The 24,922-nt window shown below is 57.6% G+C and carries 18 protein-coding genes; 11 read left to right on the forward strand and 7 right to left on the reverse strand.

The features are described 5' to 3' along the window. Entirely contained in the window at window positions 1-195 is a 195-nt protein-coding gene (gene rpmI / locus HMPREF2614_RS02590) for a 50S ribosomal protein L35 (RefSeq protein WP_005511726.1), read from the reverse strand. Window positions 196-271: 76 nt separating this feature from the next. Then, a complete protein-coding gene (infC, locus tag HMPREF2614_RS02595) occupies window positions 272-823 on the reverse strand; it encodes a translation initiation factor IF-3 (RefSeq protein ID WP_005511730.1) in 552 nt (183 codons plus the stop codon). A 415-nt stretch (window positions 824-1,238) separates the two neighbouring features. Between infC and HMPREF2614_RS02600 the strand changes: the two genes are divergently transcribed. Next, window positions 1,239-3,629 carry a DUF2339 domain-containing protein gene (locus HMPREF2614_RS02600; RefSeq protein ID WP_070560059.1) on the forward strand — a complete coding sequence of 797 codons (2,391 nt, stop codon included), beginning with the start codon at window positions 1,239-1,241 and terminating at the stop codon, window positions 3,627-3,629. Between the two features lies 1 nt (window position 3,630). Here the strand turns inward: HMPREF2614_RS02600 and uvrA are convergent, their stop codons facing one another. Next, window positions 3,631-6,483, reverse strand: a complete 2,853-nt coding sequence (uvrA, locus tag HMPREF2614_RS02605) for an excinuclease ABC subunit UvrA (RefSeq protein ID WP_070560061.1) — start codon at window positions 6,481-6,483, stop codon at window positions 3,631-3,633. A gap of 139 nt (window positions 6,484-6,622) precedes the next feature. Between uvrA and HMPREF2614_RS02610 the strand changes: the two genes are divergently transcribed. From HMPREF2614_RS02610 to HMPREF2614_RS02625, 4 genes are all read left to right on the forward strand, one after another. Next, the gene (locus HMPREF2614_RS02610; protein ID WP_070560064.1) at window positions 6,623-7,330 is read left to right on the forward strand and encodes an MBL fold metallo-hydrolase; all 708 of its coding nucleotides are present in this window, start codon (window positions 6,623-6,625) and stop codon (window positions 7,328-7,330) included. Between the two features lie 211 nt (window positions 7,331-7,541). After that, the gene (locus HMPREF2614_RS02615) at window positions 7,542-8,411 is read left to right on the forward strand and encodes a DoxX family protein (protein WP_070560066.1); all 870 of its coding nucleotides are present in this window, start codon (window positions 7,542-7,544) and stop codon (window positions 8,409-8,411) included. 134 nt (window positions 8,412-8,545) lie between these two features. Beyond that, window positions 8,546-11,062: a HelD family protein gene (locus tag HMPREF2614_RS02620; protein WP_070560068.1), complete on the forward strand. Its 2,517-nt coding sequence runs from the start codon at window positions 8,546-8,548 to the stop codon at window positions 11,060-11,062. Between the two features lie 34 nt (window positions 11,063-11,096). Then, window positions 11,097-12,191 (forward strand): DNA glycosylase AlkZ-like family protein, encoded by a 1,095-nt coding sequence (locus HMPREF2614_RS02625; RefSeq protein ID WP_038625658.1) that lies wholly within the window; start codon window positions 11,097-11,099, stop codon window positions 12,189-12,191. A gap of 84 nt (window positions 12,192-12,275) precedes the next feature. Here the strand turns inward: HMPREF2614_RS02625 and HMPREF2614_RS02630 are convergent, their stop codons facing one another. Together HMPREF2614_RS02630 and uvrB are read right to left on the reverse strand one after the other, a co-directional pair. Continuing rightward, entirely contained in the window at window positions 12,276-12,716 is a 441-nt protein-coding gene (locus HMPREF2614_RS02630) for a universal stress protein (protein WP_005511992.1), read from the reverse strand. A gap of 132 nt (window positions 12,717-12,848) precedes the next feature. Beyond that, on the reverse strand, window positions 12,849-14,981 hold the full coding sequence (gene uvrB, locus HMPREF2614_RS02635; RefSeq protein WP_038625661.1) for an excinuclease ABC subunit UvrB: 2,133 nt from the start codon (window positions 14,979-14,981) through the stop codon (window positions 12,849-12,851). Window positions 14,982-15,317: 336 nt separating this feature from the next. On the opposite strand from uvrB, the gene HMPREF2614_RS02645 reads away from it, so the two are divergent. From HMPREF2614_RS02645 to HMPREF2614_RS02670, 6 genes are all read left to right on the forward strand, one after another. Next, window positions 15,318-16,199 (forward strand): type IV toxin-antitoxin system AbiEi family antitoxin domain-containing protein, encoded by an 882-nt coding sequence (locus tag HMPREF2614_RS02645; protein WP_038625665.1) that lies wholly within the window; start codon window positions 15,318-15,320, stop codon window positions 16,197-16,199. Between the two features lie 69 nt (window positions 16,200-16,268). Further along, window positions 16,269-17,237, forward strand: coding sequence for an ABC transporter ATP-binding protein (locus HMPREF2614_RS02650; protein WP_038625667.1), 969 nt, complete (start codon window positions 16,269-16,271; stop codon window positions 17,235-17,237). Between the two features lie 24 nt (window positions 17,238-17,261). Beyond that, window positions 17,262-18,110 (forward strand): ABC transporter permease, encoded by an 849-nt coding sequence (locus HMPREF2614_RS02655; protein WP_005511993.1) that lies wholly within the window; start codon window positions 17,262-17,264, stop codon window positions 18,108-18,110. 117 nt (window positions 18,111-18,227) lie between these two features. Further along, the gene (locus HMPREF2614_RS02660) at window positions 18,228-19,472 is read left to right on the forward strand and encodes a sensor histidine kinase (RefSeq protein WP_070560070.1); all 1,245 of its coding nucleotides are present in this window, start codon (window positions 18,228-18,230) and stop codon (window positions 19,470-19,472) included. Further along, window positions 19,469-20,065 carry a response regulator transcription factor gene (locus HMPREF2614_RS02665; protein ID WP_016422917.1) on the forward strand — a complete coding sequence of 199 codons (597 nt, stop codon included), beginning with the start codon at window positions 19,469-19,471 and terminating at the stop codon, window positions 20,063-20,065. Before HMPREF2614_RS02660 ends, HMPREF2614_RS02665 begins: the two co-directional genes overlap by 4 nt. An 80-nt stretch (window positions 20,066-20,145) precedes the next feature. Then, window positions 20,146-20,853 (forward strand): hypothetical protein, encoded by a 708-nt coding sequence (locus HMPREF2614_RS02670; RefSeq protein WP_038625670.1) that lies wholly within the window; start codon window positions 20,146-20,148, stop codon window positions 20,851-20,853. On the opposite strand, the gene mprF is transcribed toward HMPREF2614_RS02670, so the two are convergent. After that, the gene (gene mprF / locus HMPREF2614_RS02675) at window positions 20,846-23,431 is read right to left on the reverse strand and encodes a bifunctional lysylphosphatidylglycerol flippase/synthetase MprF (RefSeq protein WP_052155527.1); all 2,586 of its coding nucleotides are present in this window, start codon (window positions 23,429-23,431) and stop codon (window positions 20,846-20,848) included. The genes HMPREF2614_RS02670 and mprF overlap by 8 nt on opposite strands. Window positions 23,432-23,525: 94 nt before the next feature. After that, window positions 23,526-24,911, reverse strand: a complete 1,386-nt coding sequence (locus tag HMPREF2614_RS02680) for an alpha/beta hydrolase (RefSeq protein WP_070560072.1) — start codon at window positions 24,909-24,911, stop codon at window positions 23,526-23,528. Window positions 24,912-24,922 lie beyond the last annotated feature (11 nt).

Raw genomic sequence — 24,922 nt, forward strand, 5'->3', positions numbered from 1 at the left:
TTAAGCCTTGCCCAGCAGACGCTTGACGCGCTTGACGTCCGACTTAGCAACGTCCGTAGTGCCCTTCAGGCGACGGGTACGAGTGGACGGCTTGCCCTCCAGGAGGTGGCGGCGGTTAGCCTGCTCGCGGCGCAGCTTGCCGGAACCGGTAACCTTGATGCGCTTTGCGGTGCCCTTGTGGGTCTTCTGCTTCATGTTAAAACTCTCCCCTACCGATCTTTGACGCTCGTGGCGCAAAAATCTCGTTTACAACCATTTCTGGTCAGGTCGGTTACTTCTTACCCTTATTCCGAACCGGCCCCAGGACCATAGTCATGTTGCGACCGTCCTGCTTCGGGCGAGACTCGACGGTGCCGTACTCTTCGACATCGGCGGCCAGACGCTCCAACAGGCGGAATCCCAGTTCTGGACGAGACTGTTCACGGCCACGGAACATAATCGTGACCTTGACCTTCGAACCCTTCTCCAAGAAACGAACAACGTTGTTCTTCTTGGTTTCGTAGTCGTGGTCATCAATCTTCGGACGGAACTTCTGCTCCTTGACCACAGTCTGCTGCTGGTTCTTTCGAGCCTCGCGTGCCTTCTGGGCTTGTTCGTACTTGAACTTGCCGTAGTCCATAATCTTGGCGACCGGCGGCTTTGCTCGCGGAGCAACCTCAACCAGGTCAAGGTCTGCTTCGTAAGCGAGCTTGAGTGCGTCACCGGTGCGGACAACGCCCACCTGCTCACCATTCGGTCCTACAAGGCGGACTTCCGGTACTCGAATATCCTCGTTAATACGAGCTTCAGCGCTGATGTGGCCTCCTAGGTTGAACCTGAACAATCTTCGTTTCAAACCGCGATAGCAAGCGGGAAAGGAAGAAAAGCCACGCGTCTACAGCGGATTACTACACACTGTATAAGGACGCCTTCCAATCGTGCGACGTGACATCACCGATTAGGGTGGACCCCGGCGCTACCGTAATTCTTTGGCGCACCCAGGGTGGGACTTAAATCCTCTTCGCTGCCGAATGCGACTAAATGCTCCCCGAAGGCAGCAAGAAGCATCACATTCTGGCGGTCGTAGACGAGATGTTAACACAAGCGTTCTCGCATACCAAAACCGACTCTTACGCCAGGTTGTTCACCATCAGCTCCCCCGGCGCACTACTGAGCGTTAAAAAGCGCAATCGGAATTGTAATCAGATTGGTAGATTCTCTCCATAGTTTTTAGGCCAAACACGATTAAAGTCGTCACCATGAATACTGGCTCCAACGGCTTTGACCCTAAAGCCGAGAACACCAATCCTAATCAGCATTCCGCCCGATACGGCAAGCCTCCGACCGGAGATTTTGTCCTGACCGGCGACTCCGTCTCAGAGCTTTCCCATGCTCTGGCAGATTTGGAGGCCAGCTCGCTTCGGCTGGCTCGGCTCACCCGAACTTGGCAGGTGCGCCTTTCGCAGGCAAGCGGGCAAGCGCCGACTGCACCGAGCGCGCCTCAAACTACGGGAACGGAGTTTGCGTCGGCACCTAAAGCGGTACCTAAATCGGCGCCTGAGCGGACACCTCAAGCGCCGCCCCATGCTGCGCCCCAAGGGGCACCTCAACACAATCCGCAGCCACCGCCAACACAAGCGGACTGGCGGAATCAACCAGCTCCCCTGCCACAGAGCGGCGCAACTGCGCAGCCGATGTTCGGCTTCCCCTCTGCCCACCAGTGGCGGCGGGATTCGAAGTCGCCGCAGTCTTCTCTCTCGCCGCAGTCTTCCCCAACCGGCTCGGCCCCGCCGCCGAAGCTGCCGGAGGCACCGCGTGAACCTCGCGAGCCCCGCGAACCCTGGTGGCGCAACGAGAAGGCGATCATCAAGATTATTGCCATCTTCGGTGGTCTCATTACCGCTGCCGGTATCGCGTTCTTCGTCGCGGTTGCAATCCAATCCGGCCTGATTGGACCGGCCGGGCGTGTGGTTCTGGCTTACTTGTTGGCCACCGTGCTCGCGGTCGCGGCTGTGCGAGCGCACCGTCGTCAAGCACCGCCTGCTGGCGTAACGGCATTGATTGCGACGTCGCTAGCCGCTGCGCACCTGACAACGATGTCGATGTCCTACCTCCTCGACTGGATTCCGGTGGCGGCGACGCTGGTCATCATGCTGCCTTTCGCCGCCGTCGGCCTATACGGCGCGCGGTGGACAAAGTCGAGCGCAACCGCCACGTGGGCCATCACAATCAACACCGGATTAATGCTGTGGGCGACGATCGGCCTCAACTTCCACGCCCGCCCGCTGAGCTCTTCGCTCGCACAAATCACCCTTCAACTGATGGTTATCGCCGCTATCGTCTGCTTCTTGAACATCCCCTTCCGGAAGTACGTAGTCGCATTCCTGCTCGGCGCAAACGTTCTCATCGGCGTGATCACGACCAATAATGCACTGGTGATGCCTGCAATCGCCGCACTCACCATTGCCCTTTTCGTGTTTGCCCAGTTCGGTCCGCTGGCGTTGGCGCGCCAACTCACTCCCGAGCTTGACGACGAGCCTTCGGAGACCAGTACTTGGGAAGACGATCTGGTCACCATCACGTCAGTAGTTGCCTTCTCGACTCCGGTTGTAGCCGCAGTCCCAACGGTCAACGCCACACAGTCCACCTCCAGCCTCTGGTTGCTGTTCTACGGCGGATTCGTGCTGTTCATCGCAATTGCCGCGGTATTCCTTTGGAACCGTGCCATCTTCCGCTATCTCGCCCCAATGGCCTTGGCCACGGCAATTCTGCCCTGGCTTGCACTCGCGGTGGCGGGCCCAGAAGGGGACGCAGGAGCCGGTACTGGAACCCACACCTGGGGTCTCATCCCAATCTCCATCGGTGCCGCGCTCTTTGTCTGGGCGCTGGCCACAGCACCGAAGTACAGCGCGATTGGTGCACGCCTACAAGCTCCTGAGCCAACGCGGGATGCCGTCGCACCCTATACAAAGATTGCGGCGCTGACCTGGCTGCTCGGCGCAACGGTAGTACACCTCTACATCCTGCCCGCAGCGTTGAATGCCGGTGCTGCGGCTGACTACTCGGCAACGTGGGCAGAAATGCTTTCGCTGTTGTTCCTGCTGTGCGCCGATGTCGGCCTGGCCGTGACGGCGGCGAGGTCGCAGCTGCCGCCAGCTTTTGCACTGATCGGCCTGGCTGCGCTGGGTATGCCATTTATCGTGCTGCTTACAACTATTGGCGTGAGCTTCAACGCCGCACACATGTTGCTGAGTATTTTCTGGGCCACGATTGCCGGCATGCTGGTGCTATCGAAGAGGTTCCACCACATTCCGGCGCGACTGGCAGCGGGTTTGACCATTGCGGCGCTGTCTATCGTCAAGCTGATCTTCTACGACATGGCAACGCTCGATGGCGTTATCCGCGCCTTGGCGTTCCTCGGCTGTGGTCTGATCCTGCTGGCCATGGCGGTCTCCGGGGCAAAGCAGAAGAATGCCGAGGAACCAGCGGCAGCGGACCGTGACGGCACCGCCAGCGATTCTGACGCTGTCGGCGCTGCCGCTGCCGCAAATGCCGATGCTGCCGATACCGACCCCGCTGCTGACAGACTGGAAGGCATCACCCGCACCGACGGTCCAGGAATTTCCGACGGAAACGAGCCGACTACCTAAGCTACTTAAGCAGCGGCTTCAGGTACTGCCCGGTGTGGGAACCGGAACAGTTCGCGACATCCTCCGGCGTGCCCTCTACAACCACCGTGCCACCGCCGGAGCCGCCTTCCGGCCCCATGTCGATGATCCAATCCGCAGACTTGATGACATCCAAATTGTGCTCAATGACAATGACGGTGTTGCCCTTGTCCACCAGGCCCTGCAACACCAACATGAGCTTGCGGATGTCCTCAAAATGCAGACCCGTGGTCGGCTCATCCAAGATGTAGACCGTCCGGCCATTGGAGCGCTTCTGCAGCTCACTGGCCAGCTTCACGCGCTGAGCCTCACCACCCGAGAGCGTGGTTGCCGCCTGTCCGAGACGGACATAGCCCAAGCCGACGTCGACAAGCGTATTGAGATAGCGCGCAATCGACTGAATCGGCTCGAAGAACTCCGCTGCCTCGGAGATGGGCATATCCAGCACCTCAGCGATGGTCTTGCCCTTGTAGCGAACCTCCAGCGTCTCGCGGTTGTAGCGCGCGCCATGGCAAACCTCGCAAGGCACGTAGACATCTGGCAGGAAGTTCATCTCAATTTTGATGGTGCCGTCGCCCTTACACGCCTCACAGCGACCGCCCTTGACGTTGAAACTGAACCGGCCCGGCTTATAACCGCGAACCTTGGCCTCTTGTGTCTCTGCGAAGAGGTTGCGGATCTTGTCGAACACGCCGGTGTACGTCGCTGGGTTGGAACGTGGAGTGCGACCAATCGGCGACTGGTCAACCTGCACCAGCTTGTCCAGCTGATCTAGCCCCTCCACGCGGCTGTGTCGCCCCGGCACCTGACGAGCACCGTTGAGCTCGTTGCTCATCACCTTGGCCAGAATTTCGTTGACCAAGGTGGACTTGCCTGATCCGGAAACACCCGTGACACAGGTCAGCACACCGAGTGGGAACTTCACGTCGATCTTCTTCAGGTTGTTTTCGCGAGCGCCCTTGACCGTCACCATGCGCGATTTATCAATCGCACGCCGGTTCTCCGGCACTGCCAATACCCGACGACCCGAGAGATACGCACCTGTCAGTGATTCCTCGCAGTCAACAATGCCCGACGGGTCACCCTGGTAGACGATCTGGCCGCCGTATTCACCGGCCTTTGGCCCAATGTCGACCAACCAGTCGGCCTCGCGAATCGTATCCTCATCATGCTCGACCACAATCAGGGTATTGCCCAGGTCGCGCAGATTTTTCAGAGTTTTGATTAGACGATTGTTATCGCGCTGGTGAAGACCAATCGACGGCTCATCCAAGACATAGAGCACGCCGGCGAGCCCCGAGCCAATCTGGGTGGCCAGACGAATTCGCTGCGCTTCGCCACCGGACAGCGTGCCCGCCGAACGCGACAGGGACAGATAGTCTAGCCCCACATCCAGCAGGAACTTCAGACGAGCCTGCACCTCACGCAGAACGCGACCGGCAATCATTTCCTCGCGCTTGCCCAAAGTCAGCGAATTCAGGAATGCCGAGCCATCGTGGACCGACAGCTCTGTGAGCTCGGCGATACTCTTCTGCCCGAACTCCGCCGAATCCAGCGTCACCGAAAGAATTTCTGGCCGCAGACGCGTGCCATTACACGCAGGACACGGCACTTCACGCATGTACCCCTGGAAGCGATCCTTCTGAGAGTCACTCTCTGCCTGCGACAGCTTGCGGTGCAGGTACGGCATCACGCCTTCAAACGGCGCGGTGTACTGGCGAGTACGGCCGTACCTATTGCGGTAGCGCACCGTGACCTTGTGGCTGGAACCATGCAGCAGGGCCTTACGCTGCGGTGCTGTGAGATCTTCGAAAGGCGTGGTCGGGTCGAAGCTCATCTCGGTAGCGAGCCCCTCGACCAACTTTTCAAAGTACTTCTTGTTCAGCGTCTGTCGCCACGGCGCAATAGCCTCGATCGTCGGCAGTGACGGATCTGGAATGACCAGGTCCGTGTCCACCTCCAGCTTGGTGCCAATGCCGTCGCACTCCGGGCAGGCACCATACGGCGAGTTAAACGAAAACGACCGTGGCTCCAGCTCATCGATAGCAATGCGGTGCCCATTCGGGCAGGCCATCTTTTCCGAGAATCGCTGGGTTCGACGCGGGTCATCTGCCTCTAGCCCGACTGCGTCGATGACCACGACGCCGTCGGCAAGCAGAAGCGCCGTTTCGACGGAATCGGTGAGCCTGCGCTGCTGCGACTCCTTCACCTGGAGGCGGTCAATAACCACGTCAATGTCATGCTTGACCTGCTTCTTCAGCTTCGGCGGATCCGTTAGGCGATGCATTTCGCCGTCGACGATGACACGCGCGTAGCCCTCAGATGCGAGGCGTTCAAACAGGTCGACGAACTCGCCCTTGCGCGTACGCACGACGGGTGCGAGGACCTGGAATTTGGTGCCCTCCGGCATCTCCATGACCTGATCGACAATCTGCTGTGGAGTCTGTGAGGAGATTACTTCCCCACAGGTCGGACAGTGCGGAGTACCGGTGCGCGCGTAGAGCAGACGCAGGTAGTCATACACTTCTGTGATGGTTCCGACGGTCGAGCGCGGGTTGCGGTTCGTCGACTTCTGGTCGATCGACACCGCCGGCGAGAGCCCCTCAATCATCTCTACATCGGGTTTTTCCATCTGCCCCAGGAACATGCGCGCATAGGAGCTCAGCGACTCCACGTAACGGCGCTGGCCCTCGGCGAAGATTGTGTCAAATGCCAGTGACGATTTACCCGACCCCGACAGACCGGTGAAAACCACCATCTTGTCTCTGGGCAAATCGATGTCAACACCCTGCAGGTTATGCTCGCGGGCGCCTCTGACCACTAGACGTTCAGCCACAGTGGGAAACCTCAATTCGTCGACGATTCACTGCCGACCAGTCTACAGTCCATAACCAATTTTTCGCACATGTGTTCAGAGACTCGCAGTTAAGTCGCGTTCCTAGCGCACCGACAGACACCTCATTACCCTGGGGCGCATGAACGACGTCATTACAATTAGCCCCTACTCCAACTCGCCGAGCACGCGCGGCGTTGAGCGCATTGACTACGGCAATGTCACTATTTATAAGACCTCCGTCGGACCGATGGAAAACAACGTCTACCTTTTGGTCGACTCCCGCGAGCCCGACAATTCCCTACTTATCGATGCCGCCACCGACGCCGACCACTTAATCCGCCTGGTTGAGCACGTCGGCGCGCAGGTCCGCACGATTGTCACCACGCACTCCCACGGCGATCACGTCCAGGCGCTCCGCGAGCTCCTGCAGGCATTCCCGGCTCGCCACATCACGTCAAGCCTCGACGCTGCAGACATTCCCGAACCCGCCGACCAGCAACTCGACGGCGGCGAGACCATTACGTTCGGCCAGGGCATCACGCTTCCCACGTTCATCCTGCGCGGGCACACCAAAGGCGGCCTTTGCCTCGACCTGTCCGCCAAGGAAACCGGCGCGCTTTCCGACGACACCCCGTCACACCACCTCTTCGTCGGTGACAGCATCTTCCCCGGCGGCGTCGGTAAAACGTACTCGCCCGAGGATTTTTCGCAGCTTATCGACGATGTCGAGAGCCGTGTCTTCCACGTCTACCCCGCCGACTCGGTGATTCACCCCGGCCACGGTAAGGACACCACGGTCGGAGTCGAGAGCCCCGAGGTGGAGAACTGGCGCGAGCGTGGTTGGTAGTGCTGGATAAGTGTGGTTGATAGTGCTAGATGAGCGTGGTTGGTAGCGCTGGATGAGCGTGGTTGGTAGCGCTAGATGCAGTCGCAGCGTCTGAAAACTCGTCATTCCCACGACATAAATAGGCCAGGCTGCGTAGGATTAATAGTGAATTACAGCGACCAGGTGGCCAAAAACACGGTTTCACCTGGACGACAAAGGAGATGGAATTTAGATGATTCGCAAGTTTGCCCGACCAATGCTGGCCTCGGTTTTCGTTGCCGACGGTGTCGACACGCTGATGAACCAGAAGGATCATGAAGAGGGCGCACGCGACCTGATTGCCCGCGTCCGCTCCGTAACCCCGAACCAGTACAACAAGTACGTGCCAAATAGCGAGAAGCTGGTTGTTCAGGCCGTCGCTGGTACCAAGGTTGCCGCCGGTTCCCTCTACGCTCTGGGTAAGGCCCCACGTCTGTCCGCCACGGCTCTGGTCGCTGCACAAATTCCGACGATGCTGGCTCGCCACGCATTCTGGGAGACCCAGGACTCGAAGGAGAAGGCGGCTCGCCGCACTGGATTCCTGACCGACATCGGTCTGCTGGGTGGCCTCTTCCTGGCTACCGCTGACACCGACGGCAAGCCGGGTGTCGCTTGGCGCGCTGAGAAGGCTGGCAAGCAGCTGAACAAGAAGGTTCAGGCTGCCCTGCCGACCAAGTCTGAAACCGAGCAGCGCACTGAGGAAGTCAGCGCAGCTTTCGCTTCCGCCGGCGAGAACGTCCGCGAAAAGGCCGGCCTGCTCCGCGACCGCGCTTCTGAGGCCACCGATGGGGCTCGTGAATACATCGAGGACAACAAGGACGGCTGGCGCGAGCAGCTCACCGGCGCCTTCGACACCGCTAAGGGCTACGTCGAGGACAACAAGGACGACTGGATTGCCAAGGCTAGCGAGCTCGCTGAGGACGCTCGCGACTACGCCGAGGACCTGGGCAAGGATCTCAAGAAGGACACTCGCAAGCAGCGCAAGGAACTGCGCAAGCGCGCAGCCAAGGCTTCCAAGGAGGCCAAGAAGTCTGCAAAGAAGGCGCAGAAGCGCCTGCAGTAAGTTTGCTGCCGCAGTTAAAGCGGTATACTTAAACGCTCCCCACGCCACTACGCGTGCGGGGGCGTTTTCATATTTTTATATTCATTCAGCACATCAATTAGCACTAGTTTTAACGAACTGTTGAGGAGACCAGGTTGGCGTCGCGCGCATCCGAGCCCGGGCAGGACCAGACAGGCCGCACTGGCCGCACTGGCCAGGCAGGTCTGCCGGACCAGGCAAGTTCAGCACCACAGCGAGAAGAAGAGAGTACCCTCGCTGCAGAACAGGCCTACGTCAATCGCGCGTTCAGCTTCCTCGACCGGGCACGCGAGCGCGACCAAGAGTACCTGCGACAGGTCATGCTCATCGACGACCCGGACCCGCAAGCCCGCGTTGAACGCGAGGTGGAATACCACCGACTACAGGCTAACCTGGACCGCTACCGCTCAGCCGAGATTGGCCTGGTCTTTGGTCGAATCGATATCGATGACCCAGACCCCGACAATCCTTTGGCAGAGGAAGGGCCGGGGGCGACCGTCGATAAGCGATACATCGGGCGAATCGGCCTGTCCGATGAAAACGACGACTACCGCACGGTCATCATGGATTGGCGTGCCGATGGTGCGCGCCCGTTTTACCTGGCCACGACCGCGCATTCCGAGGGAGTCAGCCTGCGTCGCCACCTGCGCACGCACGGCCGGAAGGTCCGCAGCATTGACGACGAATGGCTCTCCGGCGAGGAAGCCGACAGCGCACACGAAACCGAAGTCGAGGCTGGTGTCGGTGGCGAATCGGTGCTGCGCGAGGTCATGAATCAAGCGCGCACCGGCCATATGCGCGGCATTGTGGAGACCATTCAGCGCGAGCAGGACCTCATCATCCGCGATTCCACCCGCGGCACCCTGGTCGTCCAGGGCGGGCCCGGCACGGGCAAGACGGCGGTGGCGCTGCATCGCGTCGCGTGGCTTCTCTACACCTACCGCGATCAGCTGGCGAAAACCGGTGTCCTCATCATCGGCCCGAACACGACCTTCCTCGACTACATTTCCCGCGTGCTGCCGAGCCTCGGCGAAACAGGCGTGGTGCTGACCACCATCGCCGATCTCTACCCCGGCGTACGCGCGTCCAACGCGCTTATCGACGGGCACAACCCCGAACCCCTGGTTGCGCAGGAAGTTAAGGGCTCGATGGAGATGCTCACTATCCTGCGCGAAGCCGTGCGGGCCTACCAGGAGCTCCCCGCGGAGTCGTTTGAAGTCCGTAACGACAACATCATCCTGACCATCACGCCAGAGATGGTGAAAGCCGCGCGAACGCGTGCGCGGCGGACTCGTAAACCACATAATCTGGCACGTCCGATTTTCCGGGATCACGTGGTGGAACTCCTGGCCGCACAGATGGCCGAGGTCATTGGCGCCGACCCGCTGGGCGGCGAAAACCTGCTGTCCGTGACCGACGTTGCCGACCTGCGCGACGAAATTGACGAATCCGGAGCAGTCGCTGACATCCTCGACGAGCTGTGGCCCGCACTCACACCCGAGCAGGTGCTGTCGGAACTGCTGAGTTCCCGCGAGGCCATCGACTACGCCGCCAGCGATTACGACGAGCTGACGCGCGAGGCTCTCTACCGGCCGGAAGGCACCGACTGGATGCCTTCCGACGCCCCGCTTCTCGACGAGCTGGCGGAGCTCCTCGGCCCGGTTGGTGAAGCGGAGACCGATGACGAGAATTGGCAGGCCCGCGTCGAGGAGGCGCAGGGCGCGTTGGATACCCTGTCCAGCTCTGCGTCCCAGGACCTTGACGACGGCTTCGAGGCCGAGATTCTATCTGCGTACGACGTCATCGATGCCGAGGCACTGGCCGAACGCCACCGTGAGCGCGACCTGCGATCCACCGCCGAGCGGGCGGCGGCGGATCGCCTGTGGGCCTACGGCCATGTCATCGTCGACGAGGCTCAGGAACTCTCCGCGATGGCCTGGCGCATGCTGCGCCGCCGCAGCCCCAATGGTTGGATGACCCTCGTCGGCGACGTGGCCCAGACGGGCTCACCCGCAGGTGCCGCGACCTGGGACGATGTGCTGGAACCGATCATCGGCTCGAGGTGGCATCTCCACGAGCTGACCGTCAACTACCGCACCCCTGCTGAGGTGATGGAGGTTGCCGCCAGCGTCCTGGCTGAGATTGATTCGGAGCTGGAGGCGCCGCAGTCGATTCGCGCGACCGGCCGCAAGCCTGTTCAGGCTCGCACCGTGACGGAGGCGTTGGCACATGTGGAGCGGGTTGCACAACCGGATCGCCTGGTCGCGGTCATCGCCCCGGCAGAGTTGCTCGACGCCACGCGCGCGGAGGTGCGGGATTTTCTCGCTGGCCGAACTGGTGGAGATGGTGAAGATGGCGGGGCTGGTGGCTCTAATGCTGCCGACGCGACTAGCGCCAATGACGCACCTGCTACTCGCCCCAACAAACTCACCAACTGCGCGGTCTACGACATCACGACCTCAAAGGGCCTGGAATTCGACGAGGTCATCGTCGTCGCGCCCGACCAGATTGTGGCGCAATCTCCGCAGGGGCTACAGGACCTGTATGTTGCACTGACTCGTGCGACCCAGGGACTAATTGTTGTGGCGCCTCAGCAGTCGAGCGTTTTGCCGGAGCTGCAATGGTTAGAATGACGAGGATAGTGCCGTACAGAATGAGTGAGACATAATGTCCCAAAACTATCTACCTCAGTTAGCTGAACTTCGCGCACGCCGTCTCATTGCCCAGAGGTTAGCTGCAAGTCAAGCACGCAGCGATTGGAATACAAATCTCAAGTCGCCTGCATTATCAGCAACGCATGGCATGGTTGCTCTACAAGGGCAGAATTATTCGAACGGTGTTAATGCCATCGCCCTACGCAGTGGCAGCACCTCCGACGATGTTTTAGCAGCCATTTCTTCTTTCGACATCGTTCGCTGTTGGTCTCAACGAGGCACCCTGCACTTTGTTTCAGCACAAGACGCGGAAGCAATTATGAGGTTGACGAATCCGCGCATCGAAAAGGCGGCAGCAAGACGCCGTACGACACTCGGACTTTCTCAAGATGATGTGCAGACCGCACGGGCAGCATTTCATTCCGAATTGCGCTCACGTGGTCTGTCCGACCCGCTGACTCGGACCGAAGCCTATGAGGTTTTCGCAGATCATGGAATAGACCCCACGGAACAAAGAGGCCCTCACCTACTGCGCACATTCGGCGGCGAAGGCGCTGTCATCCAAGGGCCACGAAAAGGAGCCCAAGATACCTTCGTCCTGCTTACCGACGTAACTTTCAAAGGCGGCCTCTCAGAAAAAACCACAGAGGGCTCCAGCACAGGACACTCAGCTGAATCCACGCTGGCCGACATTGCCTGGCGCTATGTTGATTCCCGCGGACCTATCTGTGTAGCTGACTTCGCGTGGTGGCTGGGACTGACGAAAACTCAAGCGAAAAAGGCCCTTAAGCTTATCGACCACTTAATAGTTCCTTTCTCCCTCGATTCCTCCGCCTCTTCGCACGCGCCAACTGACACAGAATTCACCGGCGAACCCCTCACGCAAAATGAGTACTTCATGCCGGCATGGCAGCAGAACGTAACTGAGGCCGAGCTTGAAGCCGCGCTTTCACTGACGCTTCGACTGCCCGCTTTTGACGAGTACCTCATGGGCTATGGCAGCCGTACCGAAGTTCTTCCTGAATCCCTTCGCAACCAGGTCTTAACTAGAAATGGAATTAGCTGGCCTTTTGTAGTTGAAGAAGGAGTTATCACCGGACGGCAATAGAAAAACCGGCACCTCAACTCAGAGGCGCCGGTTTAAAACGAAAGCTAAATTGTTAGCTCACCGTTTTGTAAGCTCACGGTTTTATTAGCTCACAGTGTGAACAATCATGACATCACAGTCCGACTGACGAGCAACATCCGCCGGCACGGAGCCCAGCAGACGACCAGTCAGCGAGTTAATACCACGGTTACCAACCACCAGCAGGTCCGCGCGACGGTCAGTGACCAGCGACATCAGAGCTTCAACCGGGGAGCCCGAGCGAACTTCAGTCTCAACCTTGGTCGCGCCGACGGCCTCTGCGGCCTCCTTAGCAGCAGCCAGGTTCTTCTGAGCCGGGTCATCACCGAGGACCTGGACCGAATCCTGGCGCAGGGTCTTGGACGCATCCTCTGCAGTCTCGTAGTAAGCGCAGCCGATAACTAGGGTGGCATCGAAAGCGGCAGCAATCGAGGCAGCGCGCTCTACTGCGAGCAGCGACGACTTAGAACCATCCGTGCCGACAACAATGGTCTTGTAATCACTCATGAAAACTATCCCTCACTGTGGAAGTTGCATTAAAACAGTTCATCGTGCGTAACGCCGTCGTTGCCCCGAACCCACTGGCCAGAGGCACTTTCGCGAATACACTGTTTTACTTCCCACAACAGTAGCAAAAAACTACTCGACACCGGCCTCAATCATCCCCTTAAGTTCCTTCTTGAGGTCGAAAATCTCATCGCGCAAGCGCCCCGCGAGCTCGAACTTCAACTCACGCGCAGCCGCGGCCATCTGCTCCGACAAATCTGCAATAAGAGCCTCGAGCTCAGCCCGCGGCATCTGCTTACCGCTGGCACCATCGGCCGCGCCCGAGCCGTCGGCACGCGAGAGCAGCGCATCGGCGGGCGCACCGGTCTTGCCTTCGTAATCAGTGTCAGCGTTGTCGTAAACCTGATCCAGAATGTCCGCAATCTTCTTGCGCAGCGGCTGCGGATCGATACCATGCTCGGTGTTGTACGCGATCTGCTTTTCGCGGCGCCGCTCCGTCTCATCGATGGCGAACTGCATGGAATCGGTGATCTTGTCGGCGTACATGTGCACCTCGCCGGAAACGTTTCGCGCGGCACGACCAATCGTCTGAATCAACGAACGCTCCGAACGCAAGAACCCCTCCTTGTCAGCGTCGAGGATTGCCACCAGAGAAACCTCGGGCAAGTCGAGGCCCTCGCGCAGCAGGTTAATACCGACCAGCACGTCGTACTCACCGAGACGCAACTGTCGCAGCAGCTCAACGCGCTTGAGCGTATCCACATCCGAGTGCATATACCGCACTTGCACGCCATTTTCGAGCAGGTAGTCGGTCAGGTCCTCCGCCATCTTCTTCGTCAGGGTGGTCACGAGGACGCGTTCGTCACGCTCGGTGCGCTTTCGGATCTCGCCAATCAGATCATCAATCTGTCCCTCAGTCGGCTTAACGACGATCTTGGGATCCACCAGCCCAGTCGGACGAATGACCTGCTCCACATACTCACCACCGGCCTTCTCGAGCTCATAGTCACCCGGCGTTGCGGACATGAACACGACCTGGCCCACTCGGGCATCGAATTCATCGAACGTCAGCGGCCGGTTATCCAGCGCCGACGGGAGGCGGAAACCAAAGTCGACGAGGTTGCGCTTACGGGAGGCATCGCCCTCGAACATGCCGCCAATCTGCGGCACAGTGACGTGCGACTCATCGATGATAGTGAGGAAGTCCTCCGGGAAATAGTCGATGAGCGTCGCGGGGGCCGAGCCCGGCGCGCGACCATCGATGTGGCGCGAGTAGTTCTCAATACCGGAGCAGAAGCCGACTTGCTCGATCATTTCGAGGTCGTACTCCGTGCGCATGCGCAGACGCTGTGCTTCCAGCAGCTTACCGCGGTTTTCTAGGTCTGCCAGGCGTTCGGCGAGCTCGGCCTTGATGTCCGCGACGGCACGTTCCATGCGCTCCGGGCCGGCGACGTAGTGCGTAGCAGGGAAAATGCGCAGCTCAGGGGCTTGGTCGATGACGTCGCCTGTGACTGGATTGAGGTAGTACAGCGAATCAATCTCGTCGCCGAAGAACTCCACTCGCACGGCCTTTTCTTCGTAGGCCGGGATGATGTCGACCACGTCGCCTTTTACTCGGAAGGTGCCGCGGGTAAAGGCGATATCATTGCGGGCATACTGAATGTCCACCAAAAGGCGCAGGAACTGGTCGCGATCGACTTCCTCGCCCTCCTTCAGCCACACCGAACGGTCGAGGTAAGACTGCGGGGTACCCAGACCATAGATGCAAGAAACAGAGCTGACGACGACTACGTCGCGACGCGACAACAGCGCTGAAGTAGCCGAGTGGCGCAGGCGCTCCACATCCTCGTTGATGGAGGAATCCTTTTCAATATAGGTATCGGTCTGCGCGATGTAGGCCTCTGGTTGGTAGTAGTCGTAGTAGGAAACGAAGTACTCGACCGCGTTGTTTGGCAGCAGGCTGCGGAGCTCATTGGCCAGCTGAGCCGCCAGAGTCTTGTTCGGCGCCATGACGAGGGTTGGCCGTTGCACCTTTTCGATCAGCCACGCCGCAGTGGCTGATTTACCGGTACCCGTGGCACCCATCAGGACGACCTCGCGCTCGCCTCTGTCCAGGCGTTCCGACAGTTCCGCGATTGCCTGCGGCTGGTCGCCCGAGGGCTCGAACTCGCTGATGACCTCGAAGGTTCCCTCCGCGCGCTCGACTTCACCGACGGGACGGAACTCCGAGTGCGCGAGGACGGGTTGCTCTGCTGCAAATGCCATAGTTCCCAGCGTAGCGAAGGCTGCTTTACATGGGCTGGTTATGCTCGCTTCCCTGGGCTTTGGGGTGGCTGTGGGGATTTGGGGCCAGCACAGGCACCGCAGGCACCGCAGGCGGGGTTCCGCTTCACCAGCTGGCCCTTGGTACGCAGCGACTGGCTCCTGGTGAAGCGCAAGCCGTCTTATCGATGGTCCGCGGGTACGAGGTTGAGGTTGAGGCTGCGGCTGCGCGGCTGCGGGCGGCCTGGATTATCCACACCTTGAAAGTTGTCCACAGATTGGACGCGGAGCCTCTCTCAAAGAAAAGCCCCTGAATCAAAAAGGCTTAGAGTCCCGACCATGGGAAGTTTCACCACGGCCGAGTTACGTGCACTCGGCATCGGAGAGAAAAAGACCAGAGCCCTCCTACAACAAGGCAGACTAACTAAATTAGTACGTGGCCTCTACATTGACGACCACTCTCCCGCCTCAGTCGCCCGAGCAATCACAGGGCATTACAAAAAGATTGCTCTAAGCGGTAAAAGCGCAGCTCAAATCCACTTGAGACTTCCCCTGACATTTCCTATCCAGACGGAAGGCGCGGGATCAGTTCAGGCCGAAACCTTCTCTATTAGGCATAGCCGCCTGCCGGCCTGCACCAGCATCAATGGCCTTCCAGTTGTCGAAGCACTCTGGGCAGCACGAGCTTCAAAAGACTATGCACGCAGAATCCTGGAAACACACTACGCCGGCCGGGACGGCGAGAAGCGACTCAACCACGACCTCAGCCGGATGCGGAAAGTCCCCGCATGGCTGCGTGAAACCATCGCCACCACGCCGATCGGCGCATGCAGCGAACTCGAGCGCAAGCTGGCTCGCCCATTGATTAAGCGCGGGTACCGGATCCGAATGAACCACTTCATCGGCCCCTACTGCTTCGATATCCTACTTGACCAGTGGAAAATAGCCATCGAAGTCGACTCCGAGAAGTACCACGCGAACGAGGACTCATTCATCTCAGATCGTTGGAAGACCAACTCCGGCACGCTGCACGGCTGGATAGTCCTGCGGTTCACAGACTCATGCATCAATTGGAATCTCGACAGCGTCCTCGACGAAATCGAGCAGGCAATCCGATGGGTACAAAAGCGCCGTCCCCGCGTGGACTATAAACCAGGATGGCCTGCCTGCCAGAAAGTCTGGGAGTGGAATCCAACGGTTGGCTACGCCAACAAGCAATGACACCTGTCATGGGCAATTCGTGACATTACCTATACGTCCATACCTCTAATCCGCGCTGAACTTGGAACTATGAATCCGGACGTAATTCTCGAGTTCTCCAATATCACCAAGCAATTCAGCAAAGGCCAGGTAACCGCACTCGATGATGTCAGCGCCACCGTCCGCCGCGGTGAGGTCGTCGCCATCCTCGGTGAAAACGGCGCAGGCAAAACCACACTTATCGATCTCATCCTCGGCCTGACCACACCCACCGCCGGCCGCATCGAAGTCAACGGCCAATCATCCAGGAACGCGGTCAATGCTCAGCAGGTCGGCGCTATCTTGCAGACGGGCGGTTTGCTTCCCGACGTAACGGTCGAGGACACACTCAAGATGATTGCCAGTGGCTATTCGGAGCATGTGGCGTTGGCGGACGTCGTAAAGCAAGCGCGGCTGGAACCCTTGCTGAAGCGGAAAGTCGGTAAGTGCTCGGGCGGTGAGCAGCAGCGATTGAAGTTTGCGTTGGCCCTGCTCGGTGATCCGGAGTTGATTATGTTGGATGAGCCGACAGCGGGGATGGATCCGAGTGCGCGGCGCAATTTTTGGGCGGATATTCATGCCCGGGCGGAGCGTGGCACGACGGTGTTGTTCACCACGCATTACATGGATGAGGCGGAGGATTTTTCGAAGCGAATCATCATGCTGCACAAGGGGCGTATCATGGCGGACTTGGATACGCCGAGCATGCTTGCGCTGAGTAAATCAGTGCTGGTTGAGGCTAATTTTCCGGGTGCGGCACCGGAGCTTTCAGAGCGCACTGAGGTCGATGAGGTCACCTGGTTGAGTAGCGCTGCTGGGGAACCGGCCGGGACCAGTAGGCGCGTGCGGCTGCGGACACGGGATTCGGACTCACTGCTTCGTCACTTGGTAACGGAGACGGATGCGACCGACTTCACGGTCCAGCGCGCGAAGCTTGATGACATTTTCATTTCTATGCAGCGTGACGCAGATGTTGCAGCTGATGCCACGCCCGATGTCGCCGTGGCTGCTGGGAACTAAAGGAAATAACTGGAAAGGATTACCATGACGTACACCGCGACTGAAACTTCGTCCGACATACCCGGCGCGACTGCTGGTACCAGCGCAACAAAGCTAACCGAATCCCACGGCCTGTCGACATACATCGCCATTCAGATCAAACGCTATCTGTCCGACTGGTCGAACCTGTTCTTCTCCATCGGCCTGCCCATCTTGTTCTTTCTGGTGTTCGGTGCCTCGCTCGACCGCGGCGGCGATGCCTTCCCTCACGGCAATGTCACCGCCTACGTGATGATTGGCATGGCTATTTACGGCGGCGTCACAGCAGCGGTGGCCAGCGCCGGACAAACGATTATGGAGCAAACCACGGGATGGGGTCGCCAGCTTGCGCTGACACCAATGTCGACGTCGCGTATTGTACTAAGCCAGGCAATTCTGGTGCTCTTCGCCGCAGTGTTGCCGATTGCGGCAATGTATCTTCTCGGCCTCGTCATCGGCGCCGAGATGGAGCCACGGGCCTGGATTGTCAGCTTCATTCTCTGTGTTGTAACCTGTCTGCCGTTTGGTTTCTACGGCTATGCCTGGGCACTGCTGCTGCCGAAGCCGTCAGCGCTCAGTATCGCGTCGGGCTCGATTGTCGTGCTGTCTTACCTCGGTAACCTCTTTATCCCGATGCAGGGCACGTTGCTGGCAATCAGCCGCTTCACGCCACTGTTCGGTTCTGTGACTCTGTCGAGGTATCCGCTGACCGCAGGTCTTACTCCCAGCACGGATACTGGTGCAGGACTCTACACCGAGCCACTGTGGGTGCCCATTGTCAATGTTGCAGTGTGGAGCATCCTGCTAATCGGCTTCTGCATATATCTGAACAAGCGCGAGAAGTCGCGGCTGTAAATAGCGCGGCGAAACACGGCTAGATAGCAAACCCAAGCGATAGCCATCGCCTCCATCTAACCTGTGACTAACTAGACCAACTTCCCTCTGCCACCGACCGAGACCGCCTAGGCATCTATGACAACCACTTTGCGACGCAGCTTCAGCCATCCCTTCCAGGGATTCCATGTCTACTCCGCACTGTCGGCTGGCATCTGGATTGTGGTTTTACCCTTCGTCTTCTTCGGTTTCGGCGCCGAAAAGGTCGCTCAGATAACTGCGCTGATTGTCAGCTTTGCGCTGGTGTACATCTTCATCTGGGGCTCACTTCACTACTATCCTCGCGGCTGGTTGCAACGAGCTCGCAACATACTTGCCCTGTGCATAGTCGCAGCGTTCGGCCTGCTCTCCATCCCGCTTGTGGGAAACGGCGCCAGCGCATTCCTGCCATTTGTCGCAGCATTGCTCAGTTGGATGCTGCCCATCATCCCCGCCATCCTCAGCATTGGCGTGCTCGGCGCAACAATCGTTACCATTAGTCATTTCTTGGCTCCGGAAAGCGGTCTCATCTTACCCATCGATGCCCTGTTTTGGGCCGTCGTTGTCTGCTGCGTTGTTCAACTCAGCAGGTTCTCCCAGGAACGAGCCCAGCTCAACCAGGAAATTGAGCTCAGCCAGCAGCGCGACTCCATCGCCCGCGATGTCCACGACGTGCTGGGCCATTCGCTGACGGTCATCTCGCTCAAATCTGAAGTCGCGCGGCGTTTGGTCCACACCAACCCCGATGCCGCCGCTGCCGAACTCGAGGCCATCACCGCTCTGTCGCGCACATCGCTTGCCGAAGTCCGCTCAACAGTCACACGCATGCGCCAGCCGGATCTCGCAGGCGAGCTCGCCGCCGCCGCGCGGGCATTCCACACCGCACACATTGAGGCTTCGCTTCCCGACGATTCCAGCGGTGTAACCACCAATGCGAAACTCTTCTCCTGGGTGATTCGCGAGGCCACCACCAATATCATTCGGCATTCTGAGGCGGAGAATGTCTCAATCGAACTCACACCATCCAGCGTGGAAATCATCGACGATGGCATCGGCTTCGACATTTCCGACCTAGGCCGTGATTCCTCCGCGGCTACCACGGGCGAAGGCCAAACTGTCGCCGCTGGTGGATTGGCTGGGCTGAAGCAGCGTGTCCAGGATGCTGGCGGTGACCTCATTATCGAGTCCGCACCAGGTCGCGGCACTCGCCTTGTGGCCACGATGACGCAGTCACGCTTGCAGCGCTCGCACCGCTCCCACCACGCGGGCCGTTCATCCACCACAAGCTCCAAAAACCACCTCACTGACACAACCGTCACCGAATATGCGCGGGAGAATAGATGATTCGCGTTCTCATAGCTGATGATCAGCACCTAGTTCGAGGGGCTTTAAAGGCTCTACTGGAAACCGAACCGGACTTGGACATCGTGGCTGAAGCCGCCGACGGCATTGAAACAACGCAAAAAGTCATCGAGCAGGACGTCGATGTCGCGCTTATTGACATCGAAATGCCGCGCCTCAACGGCATTGACACCATCGCGAAAATTTCTGACCACTGCCGCTGCCTCGTCGTCACTACTTTTGCTCGCCCCGGCTACCTCAAACGCGCACTTCAGGCCGGTGCCAGCGGATTCCTGGCAAAGGACACGCCTCCTGAGCAGCTCGCAGAAGCTATTCGACGCATCCACTCCGACCTCCGAGTCATCGATCCGGCCTTGGCCGAGGCCTCACTTTTCACGGCCGACTCTCCCCTGACCGACCGCGAAGTCGAGATCGCTCGACTGATTCTCCAAGGCGCTGATACGGGCACAATCGCCGGCCAGCTCTTCATTGCCAAGGGCACGGTGCGCAATCAGGTGTCGTCAATTATCACGAAGACGAATACCTCAAACCGCGTCGAGGCCGCGAAAACTGCTCGCGACAATGGTTGGCTCTAGAAAACAGGTCGAAATACCGCCCTGATTTTCATCGAATCGTTATTACTTTCATAGTGCGAAAACTCCCTACTGCCCACTGCGTGACGCCTACGAACACCCACCACACCTTTGCTTCACGACGTGCACTCATCGCCGGTATCCTCGCCACAACCGCATTGACCTTCACCGCCTGCTCTCAAAACGACGGCGCAGTAACTAGCCAATCGGCAGCTGACACCGCCACCATGACTCAGACTGACGGCAACGCATCAAACGCAAACTCAGAGAATAGGCCGAACCCAACCGGCTCAAACTCTGATGCTGGCGGCAGCAATAACGGTGGCGCTGCCGGAAACTCCGACGACACCTCCGACGATGCAAATTCTTCCGAGACGGCCCCATCACAAAATGGTGGACAAACCAATGGGGATACGGAAACCACGTCTTCGTCGTCAAGCGAAAATGCAGACATCGGCCAGGCGATGAGGGACATCATCTACAGCAACTCGTCGCCGGGGACCACGTTTACCGGGGGCGAGGAGATGACTGTTTGCGTGTATGGCGATGGTTACCGCACGAATCTGGTCGTTGCCGGGCCGAATACCAGCTGTGAGTTTGCCACCGAGGTCTTCCATCAGCAGACCGACGGTCTCAACGCCACCGCTGATAACATTCGCGATAATTTGAAGCCGAATATTCAGGCAACGAGCCCTGCGACCGGCCAGACCTACGATGTCAGCTGCGGCACGCAGGGCGATGGTGTCGTGGCGTGCAGCGGCGGAAACGACGCACGGATTTATATCAATTAGCGTTGATTGCCATTTCGGGAGCAGGCATTTCGTCTTCACTCGTTGACAGCGCAATTGCTGAATACTGCCCTGGCCGATTGATCAGTTTCGACAGACTTGCGGTAATGGCAGGCAACGATTTCACATCGGTGTAGGTCAAGTACCGAGACTTCCATACAGGCTTGAACTTCTCCTTGTAATTGCGCAGCCCGCGGAAGTTATAAATCCGTCCGCCGTAGTTGTACACCAAATAGATCGTTTTTTCGCTGAGCCTAGAATGCGGTCGGGCACCTGTGTTTGACATTGGTGCCATGCCAAAATTGAACTCGGTATATCCATGGTTCTTTGCCCACTCCATCAGATTCACGAAAATGCCATCCATCACGCCATCTGGCGCATCGGGGCGAATGCGCATCAAATCCACCGACGCAACGCTTAACCCCTGCGGCATTAGCGATGCGAACCCTTCAATACGATCTGAGTCTGCCGATCGGACTATGGCAATCGGTGCACGAGATAGATAATTCTCGTCGAAGAAGCCGAGAGAAAAACTCATTTCTGTGCGCTTTCCGAGCCACGCCTGCGATGCATCTCGCAATTCCGTAATGAGGTCTGGACTGTACGGTGCTTCGACAATTTCAAAAGTACAAGCGGAGCTTTCCAACTTGTTGTGCATGCGCCGGAAGGTCTTGCCCTTACTACCGACTCTCGTGAAGCCAGAAATATCAACCGTCGCATCTTCACCTAATTTGACCAGGCTCATCCCCTCATTGACGCACCGCGCCAAATGCTCTTCGCCCACTTCATAGAATGCGACGGAACACTGAAAGGTGTCTGCATAATCAATAAAGTCCGCGAATAATTGATTGAAAGAATCCGGGTCGCCAAATGGGTCACCGAGTGCAATCAATGTCGTACCCTGCGGGCGATACAACAGTGCTGCTCTATCCGCACCATTTCGCTTATCGACGGTAAAGAAGACCTGCTTGTCGCCTAGGTAATATAGGTGCGAGAAAGCATTTCCACCCCATTTTGCAATCAGCTTCTCGAAACGACGTGTCTGCTCTTCGCATGGCTCCTCAAACTCTGGAGCGCGGCAACGAGAAAACAATACCGCAATTGCCACTGCGCAGGCGAGCATTACGTAGAAAAGAATCATTGGCCAGTGGGTATTGGCATGATGGGATGGTGCGGGTACATTGACCACCTTGTTTACCCGAAGCGCATGCCAACTCGAAAGCACGATTGGAATAGCAATCGCCAGAGCTGCCGTCGGCACGAAACTACTCCACTTTAATGGGAGTGGATCTCGGTCAAAGGCACTGCGCGATGCAAATAGTGCTAGTGCAAAGACCCCGAGATAAATAGCCTCTTCATAGTCGATTCCGCGGGCTAAACAAGCAACAGCTGCCACACCGAGCAAGACCAAGACCAGCTGGTAACAACGCCTAACTCGCTGGTTAATCCCGCGCGCCAAGATAAGCAACATGACTGCGGTAAATAACACTGTCAAGTGCGATGCCTTCCGCACAGTACTTGGCAAAACCTCTTGGATGATTTGAATACGAGAGGCGATTTCAGGTGTTAGCGCTGAGATAAAGAGCAGGAGGCTAGAAAAAACGGTTACTAAAGCCAGCACCCGCGCCATGACACGGTGCGGAAAATCGGACTCGAGTTCTTTCACGCTGTCGGCGACCCACACGACCGTGGCCAACAGCCACGGAACGATGTAATAGAAAACGCGATACAGTACCAGCCCAAGCAAAACTTGATTAGTGTCGAGGCCAAGTTTGGCGCACAGTGCAATCACCGTGAGGTCGAAGCTACCGGCACCCGCGGGCAGGAAAGATAGCAATCCGGCCAAAGTCGCGGTTGCAAAAATAAAGATAGCAATTGGGAATGAGAAATCCAGTGTGAAGACACGAACACATGCCCAGAAAAATAGCCCAGCTGCGGCCCAATCGATAACAGAGGCGCCGAGAAGATTCCACTTTTCGCGCATTCCTATCTGCGCAAACCTCGTTTTTCTTAAATCGATCACCCCAAGTTTCAATCTGTCCGCCAAGAAAAACAGCGGTAGATACATACATGAGATTATCGCGACGATAATTAACCAGCCATCGAAATGCACTGCGTACGGCAAAGTTATTGCCAACAGTACGAATAATCCAAGTAGGTTGGCAGCCCACACACTGGCCGAAACTCCAATGGACTTATCTCGGTCCGCACCCGCCCAGGTATAGTATTTTGCGCGAATTGTGCCTCCGGTGAGACCGCCAAATCCGGCAAAATTATTAAAGGCCTGCGCAATCCAACCGATTTTCAACGCTTCGCGCGGTGACACCTCCACACCGGCGTATTTGGAAGCGACCAAATCGTAGAGCCCCGTCGCGCTGAACGCAATCAGTCCCAATGCCATGATGATTGCATTTACGTGCATCGACGTATCAACAAATATTTCTCGAAGTTGGCTTCCTGAAATAGCGGCAAACTGGTCACGAGCGACAAGCACGATAATGGAGATTATCACAATATAGAAAACAATCTTTAAGATTTTTCCGTGCGCCTTAAGCCACTGAAATAACGATTGTAGCGCCATATCCTTGAAATCCAATCTTTTATCTCGAAGTTGATCTAAACAGACAGCCCACTTTTAATGGCGTATTGGGAAACATATTTAGTAGTCTTGCGACTTAGTGGCTCGGCGTCCGAATAAGATTCATTTTCGCCGCGAGCCAGGGAAGCTCGTCGTCAAGCGACTTCTCCCACACCTTCCATTCGTGCGTTCCAGAATAGGTGCGCTCCTGTACGTCCATTCCCTGGCTATGCCCGGCTCGGCAGACCTTCCAGAGCCCTTCGATGACGTCTCTAGGTTCCTTATCGCCAATGGAACAAAATGCGGAATACCCGGTGAAATCCTCCCCCGAGGAAAAAATCGAAAGTGGATTGTTTTCCTCAAATGCGGCCTTGTCACCGCCAAATCCCTTGTCGATAGTCGTCTCAAGGTTGTGCAGATTTGGAAACTCCTCACCCGACATGTCCAAAACGGTGCGGTACGGCCCACCTTTACGGCTGAGAACCTGCATTGCGCAGGTACCTCCATTGGACAATCCGCCAACAGCCCACGATTGCGGTCGAGTGTCTACTTGGAAGTGTTCCTCTAGCCACGCCGGTACGTCATGTTCCAGATAGGTTGCGACCGCCCCATTTTCAGTATCGGAGCAGAGCGGGTTCTTGAAGCTCGAAGAAAGCTGATCAGCAATCGCCACAATCGGCGCCAATCCATTGTGTTGCTCAGCAAAGCGGTCCATAGTGTTTTTTAGGTCACCGTTTACCAACCAATCCTTAGGCGTACCCGGCTGTCCTGGCATTAGCACAAGCACAGGCAGCAGCGGACGCGGTCGAGTAAAATATGCCGGAGGAAGGTAGACGATGGAGGGGCGCGGAGAGAAGTTAGTAGCAGGGATATCGGCTTGAACGAGAACGCTACTATCAGTACCTATATTTTCGGCTTGGCGTGGCCGCCACCGTTGTTCCAAGGATGTTTGTTTTGCCGACTCACTGTCACCGGGACGATAAACATCCGCGACCGGCGCGAGCCCATCTACCTCGCCAAAAGCCTGCACTTTGCCTGGTCCGCGTAGCACCTGGGCCAAGTTTGCATACGTGCCATAGTGAATATTGGGAACGGCATAGGCGCCGAGTACTGATAGTGAGCAGACGAGAAGACCCGCAATGATGCGCCTAGGCTTCTTGGAAGACGCAATTACAACTAGAGCAACGATGCCGGACAAGCCAGATGCGAATGGTCCGAAAACTTCAATACCGATGTAGTCCGGGATCGGTCGCCACACCTTATTAAGCACATACCAGCCGATGGTGCTCACCACAGAGACAGCCACTACAATCGCGCAAACTTGAATTAGTCCCGATTTTCTAGAGCTGTTCCCCTTTGCAACCAGCCAAAGGAGAAACCCGAGAGTCAGCAGCATTAGTATAACTGCGATAATTTCTGGAACTCTGCCACGCAGCTGTACCAATTTGGCAGCCTCAAAGGCGTACCACGACCAATCTTGCATGCGGTAAAGAC

Origin of the sequence: Corynebacterium sp. HMSC074C11 (assembly GCF_001809455.1) — a bacterium.
In the GTDB taxonomy this organism is placed as follows: Bacteria; Actinomycetota; Actinomycetes; order Mycobacteriales; family Mycobacteriaceae; genus Corynebacterium; species Corynebacterium amycolatum.

Coding starts and splice junctions, on each gene's coding strand:
- rpmI (WP_005511726.1), bottom strand. CDS start 195: ATGAAGCAGAAGACCCACAAGGGCACCGCAAAGCGCATCAAGGTTACC.
- HMPREF2614_RS02600 (WP_070560059.1), top strand. CDS start 1,239: ATGAATACTGGCTCCAACGGCTTTGACCCTAAAGCCGAGAACACCAAT.
- HMPREF2614_RS02610 (WP_070560064.1), top strand. CDS start 6,623: ATGAACGACGTCATTACAATTAGCCCCTACTCCAACTCGCCGAGCACG.
- HMPREF2614_RS02615 (WP_070560066.1), top strand. CDS start 7,542: ATGATTCGCAAGTTTGCCCGACCAATGCTGGCCTCGGTTTTCGTTGCC.
- HMPREF2614_RS02625 (WP_038625658.1), top strand. CDS start 11,097: ATGTCCCAAAACTATCTACCTCAGTTAGCTGAACTTCGCGCACGCCGT.
- HMPREF2614_RS02630 (WP_005511992.1), bottom strand. CDS start 12,716: ATGAGTGATTACAAGACCATTGTTGTCGGCACGGATGGTTCTAAGTCG.
- uvrB (WP_038625661.1), bottom strand. CDS start 14,981: ATGGCATTTGCAGCAGAGCAACCCGTCCTCGCGCACTCGGAGTTCCGT.
- HMPREF2614_RS02645 (WP_038625665.1), top strand. CDS start 15,318: ATGGGAAGTTTCACCACGGCCGAGTTACGTGCACTCGGCATCGGAGAG.
- HMPREF2614_RS02650 (WP_038625667.1), top strand. CDS start 16,269: ATGAATCCGGACGTAATTCTCGAGTTCTCCAATATCACCAAGCAATTC.
- HMPREF2614_RS02655 (WP_005511993.1), top strand. CDS start 17,262: ATGACGTACACCGCGACTGAAACTTCGTCCGACATACCCGGCGCGACT.
- HMPREF2614_RS02660 (WP_070560070.1), top strand. CDS start 18,228: ATGACAACCACTTTGCGACGCAGCTTCAGCCATCCCTTCCAGGGATTC.
- HMPREF2614_RS02665 (WP_016422917.1), top strand. CDS start 19,469: ATGATTCGCGTTCTCATAGCTGATGATCAGCACCTAGTTCGAGGGGCT.
- mprF (WP_052155527.1), bottom strand. CDS start 23,431: ATGGCGCTACAATCGTTATTTCAGTGGCTTAAGGCGCACGGAAAAATC.
- HMPREF2614_RS02680 (WP_070560072.1), bottom strand. CDS start 24,911: ATGCAAGATTGGTCGTGGTACGCCTTTGAGGCTGCCAAATTGGTACAG.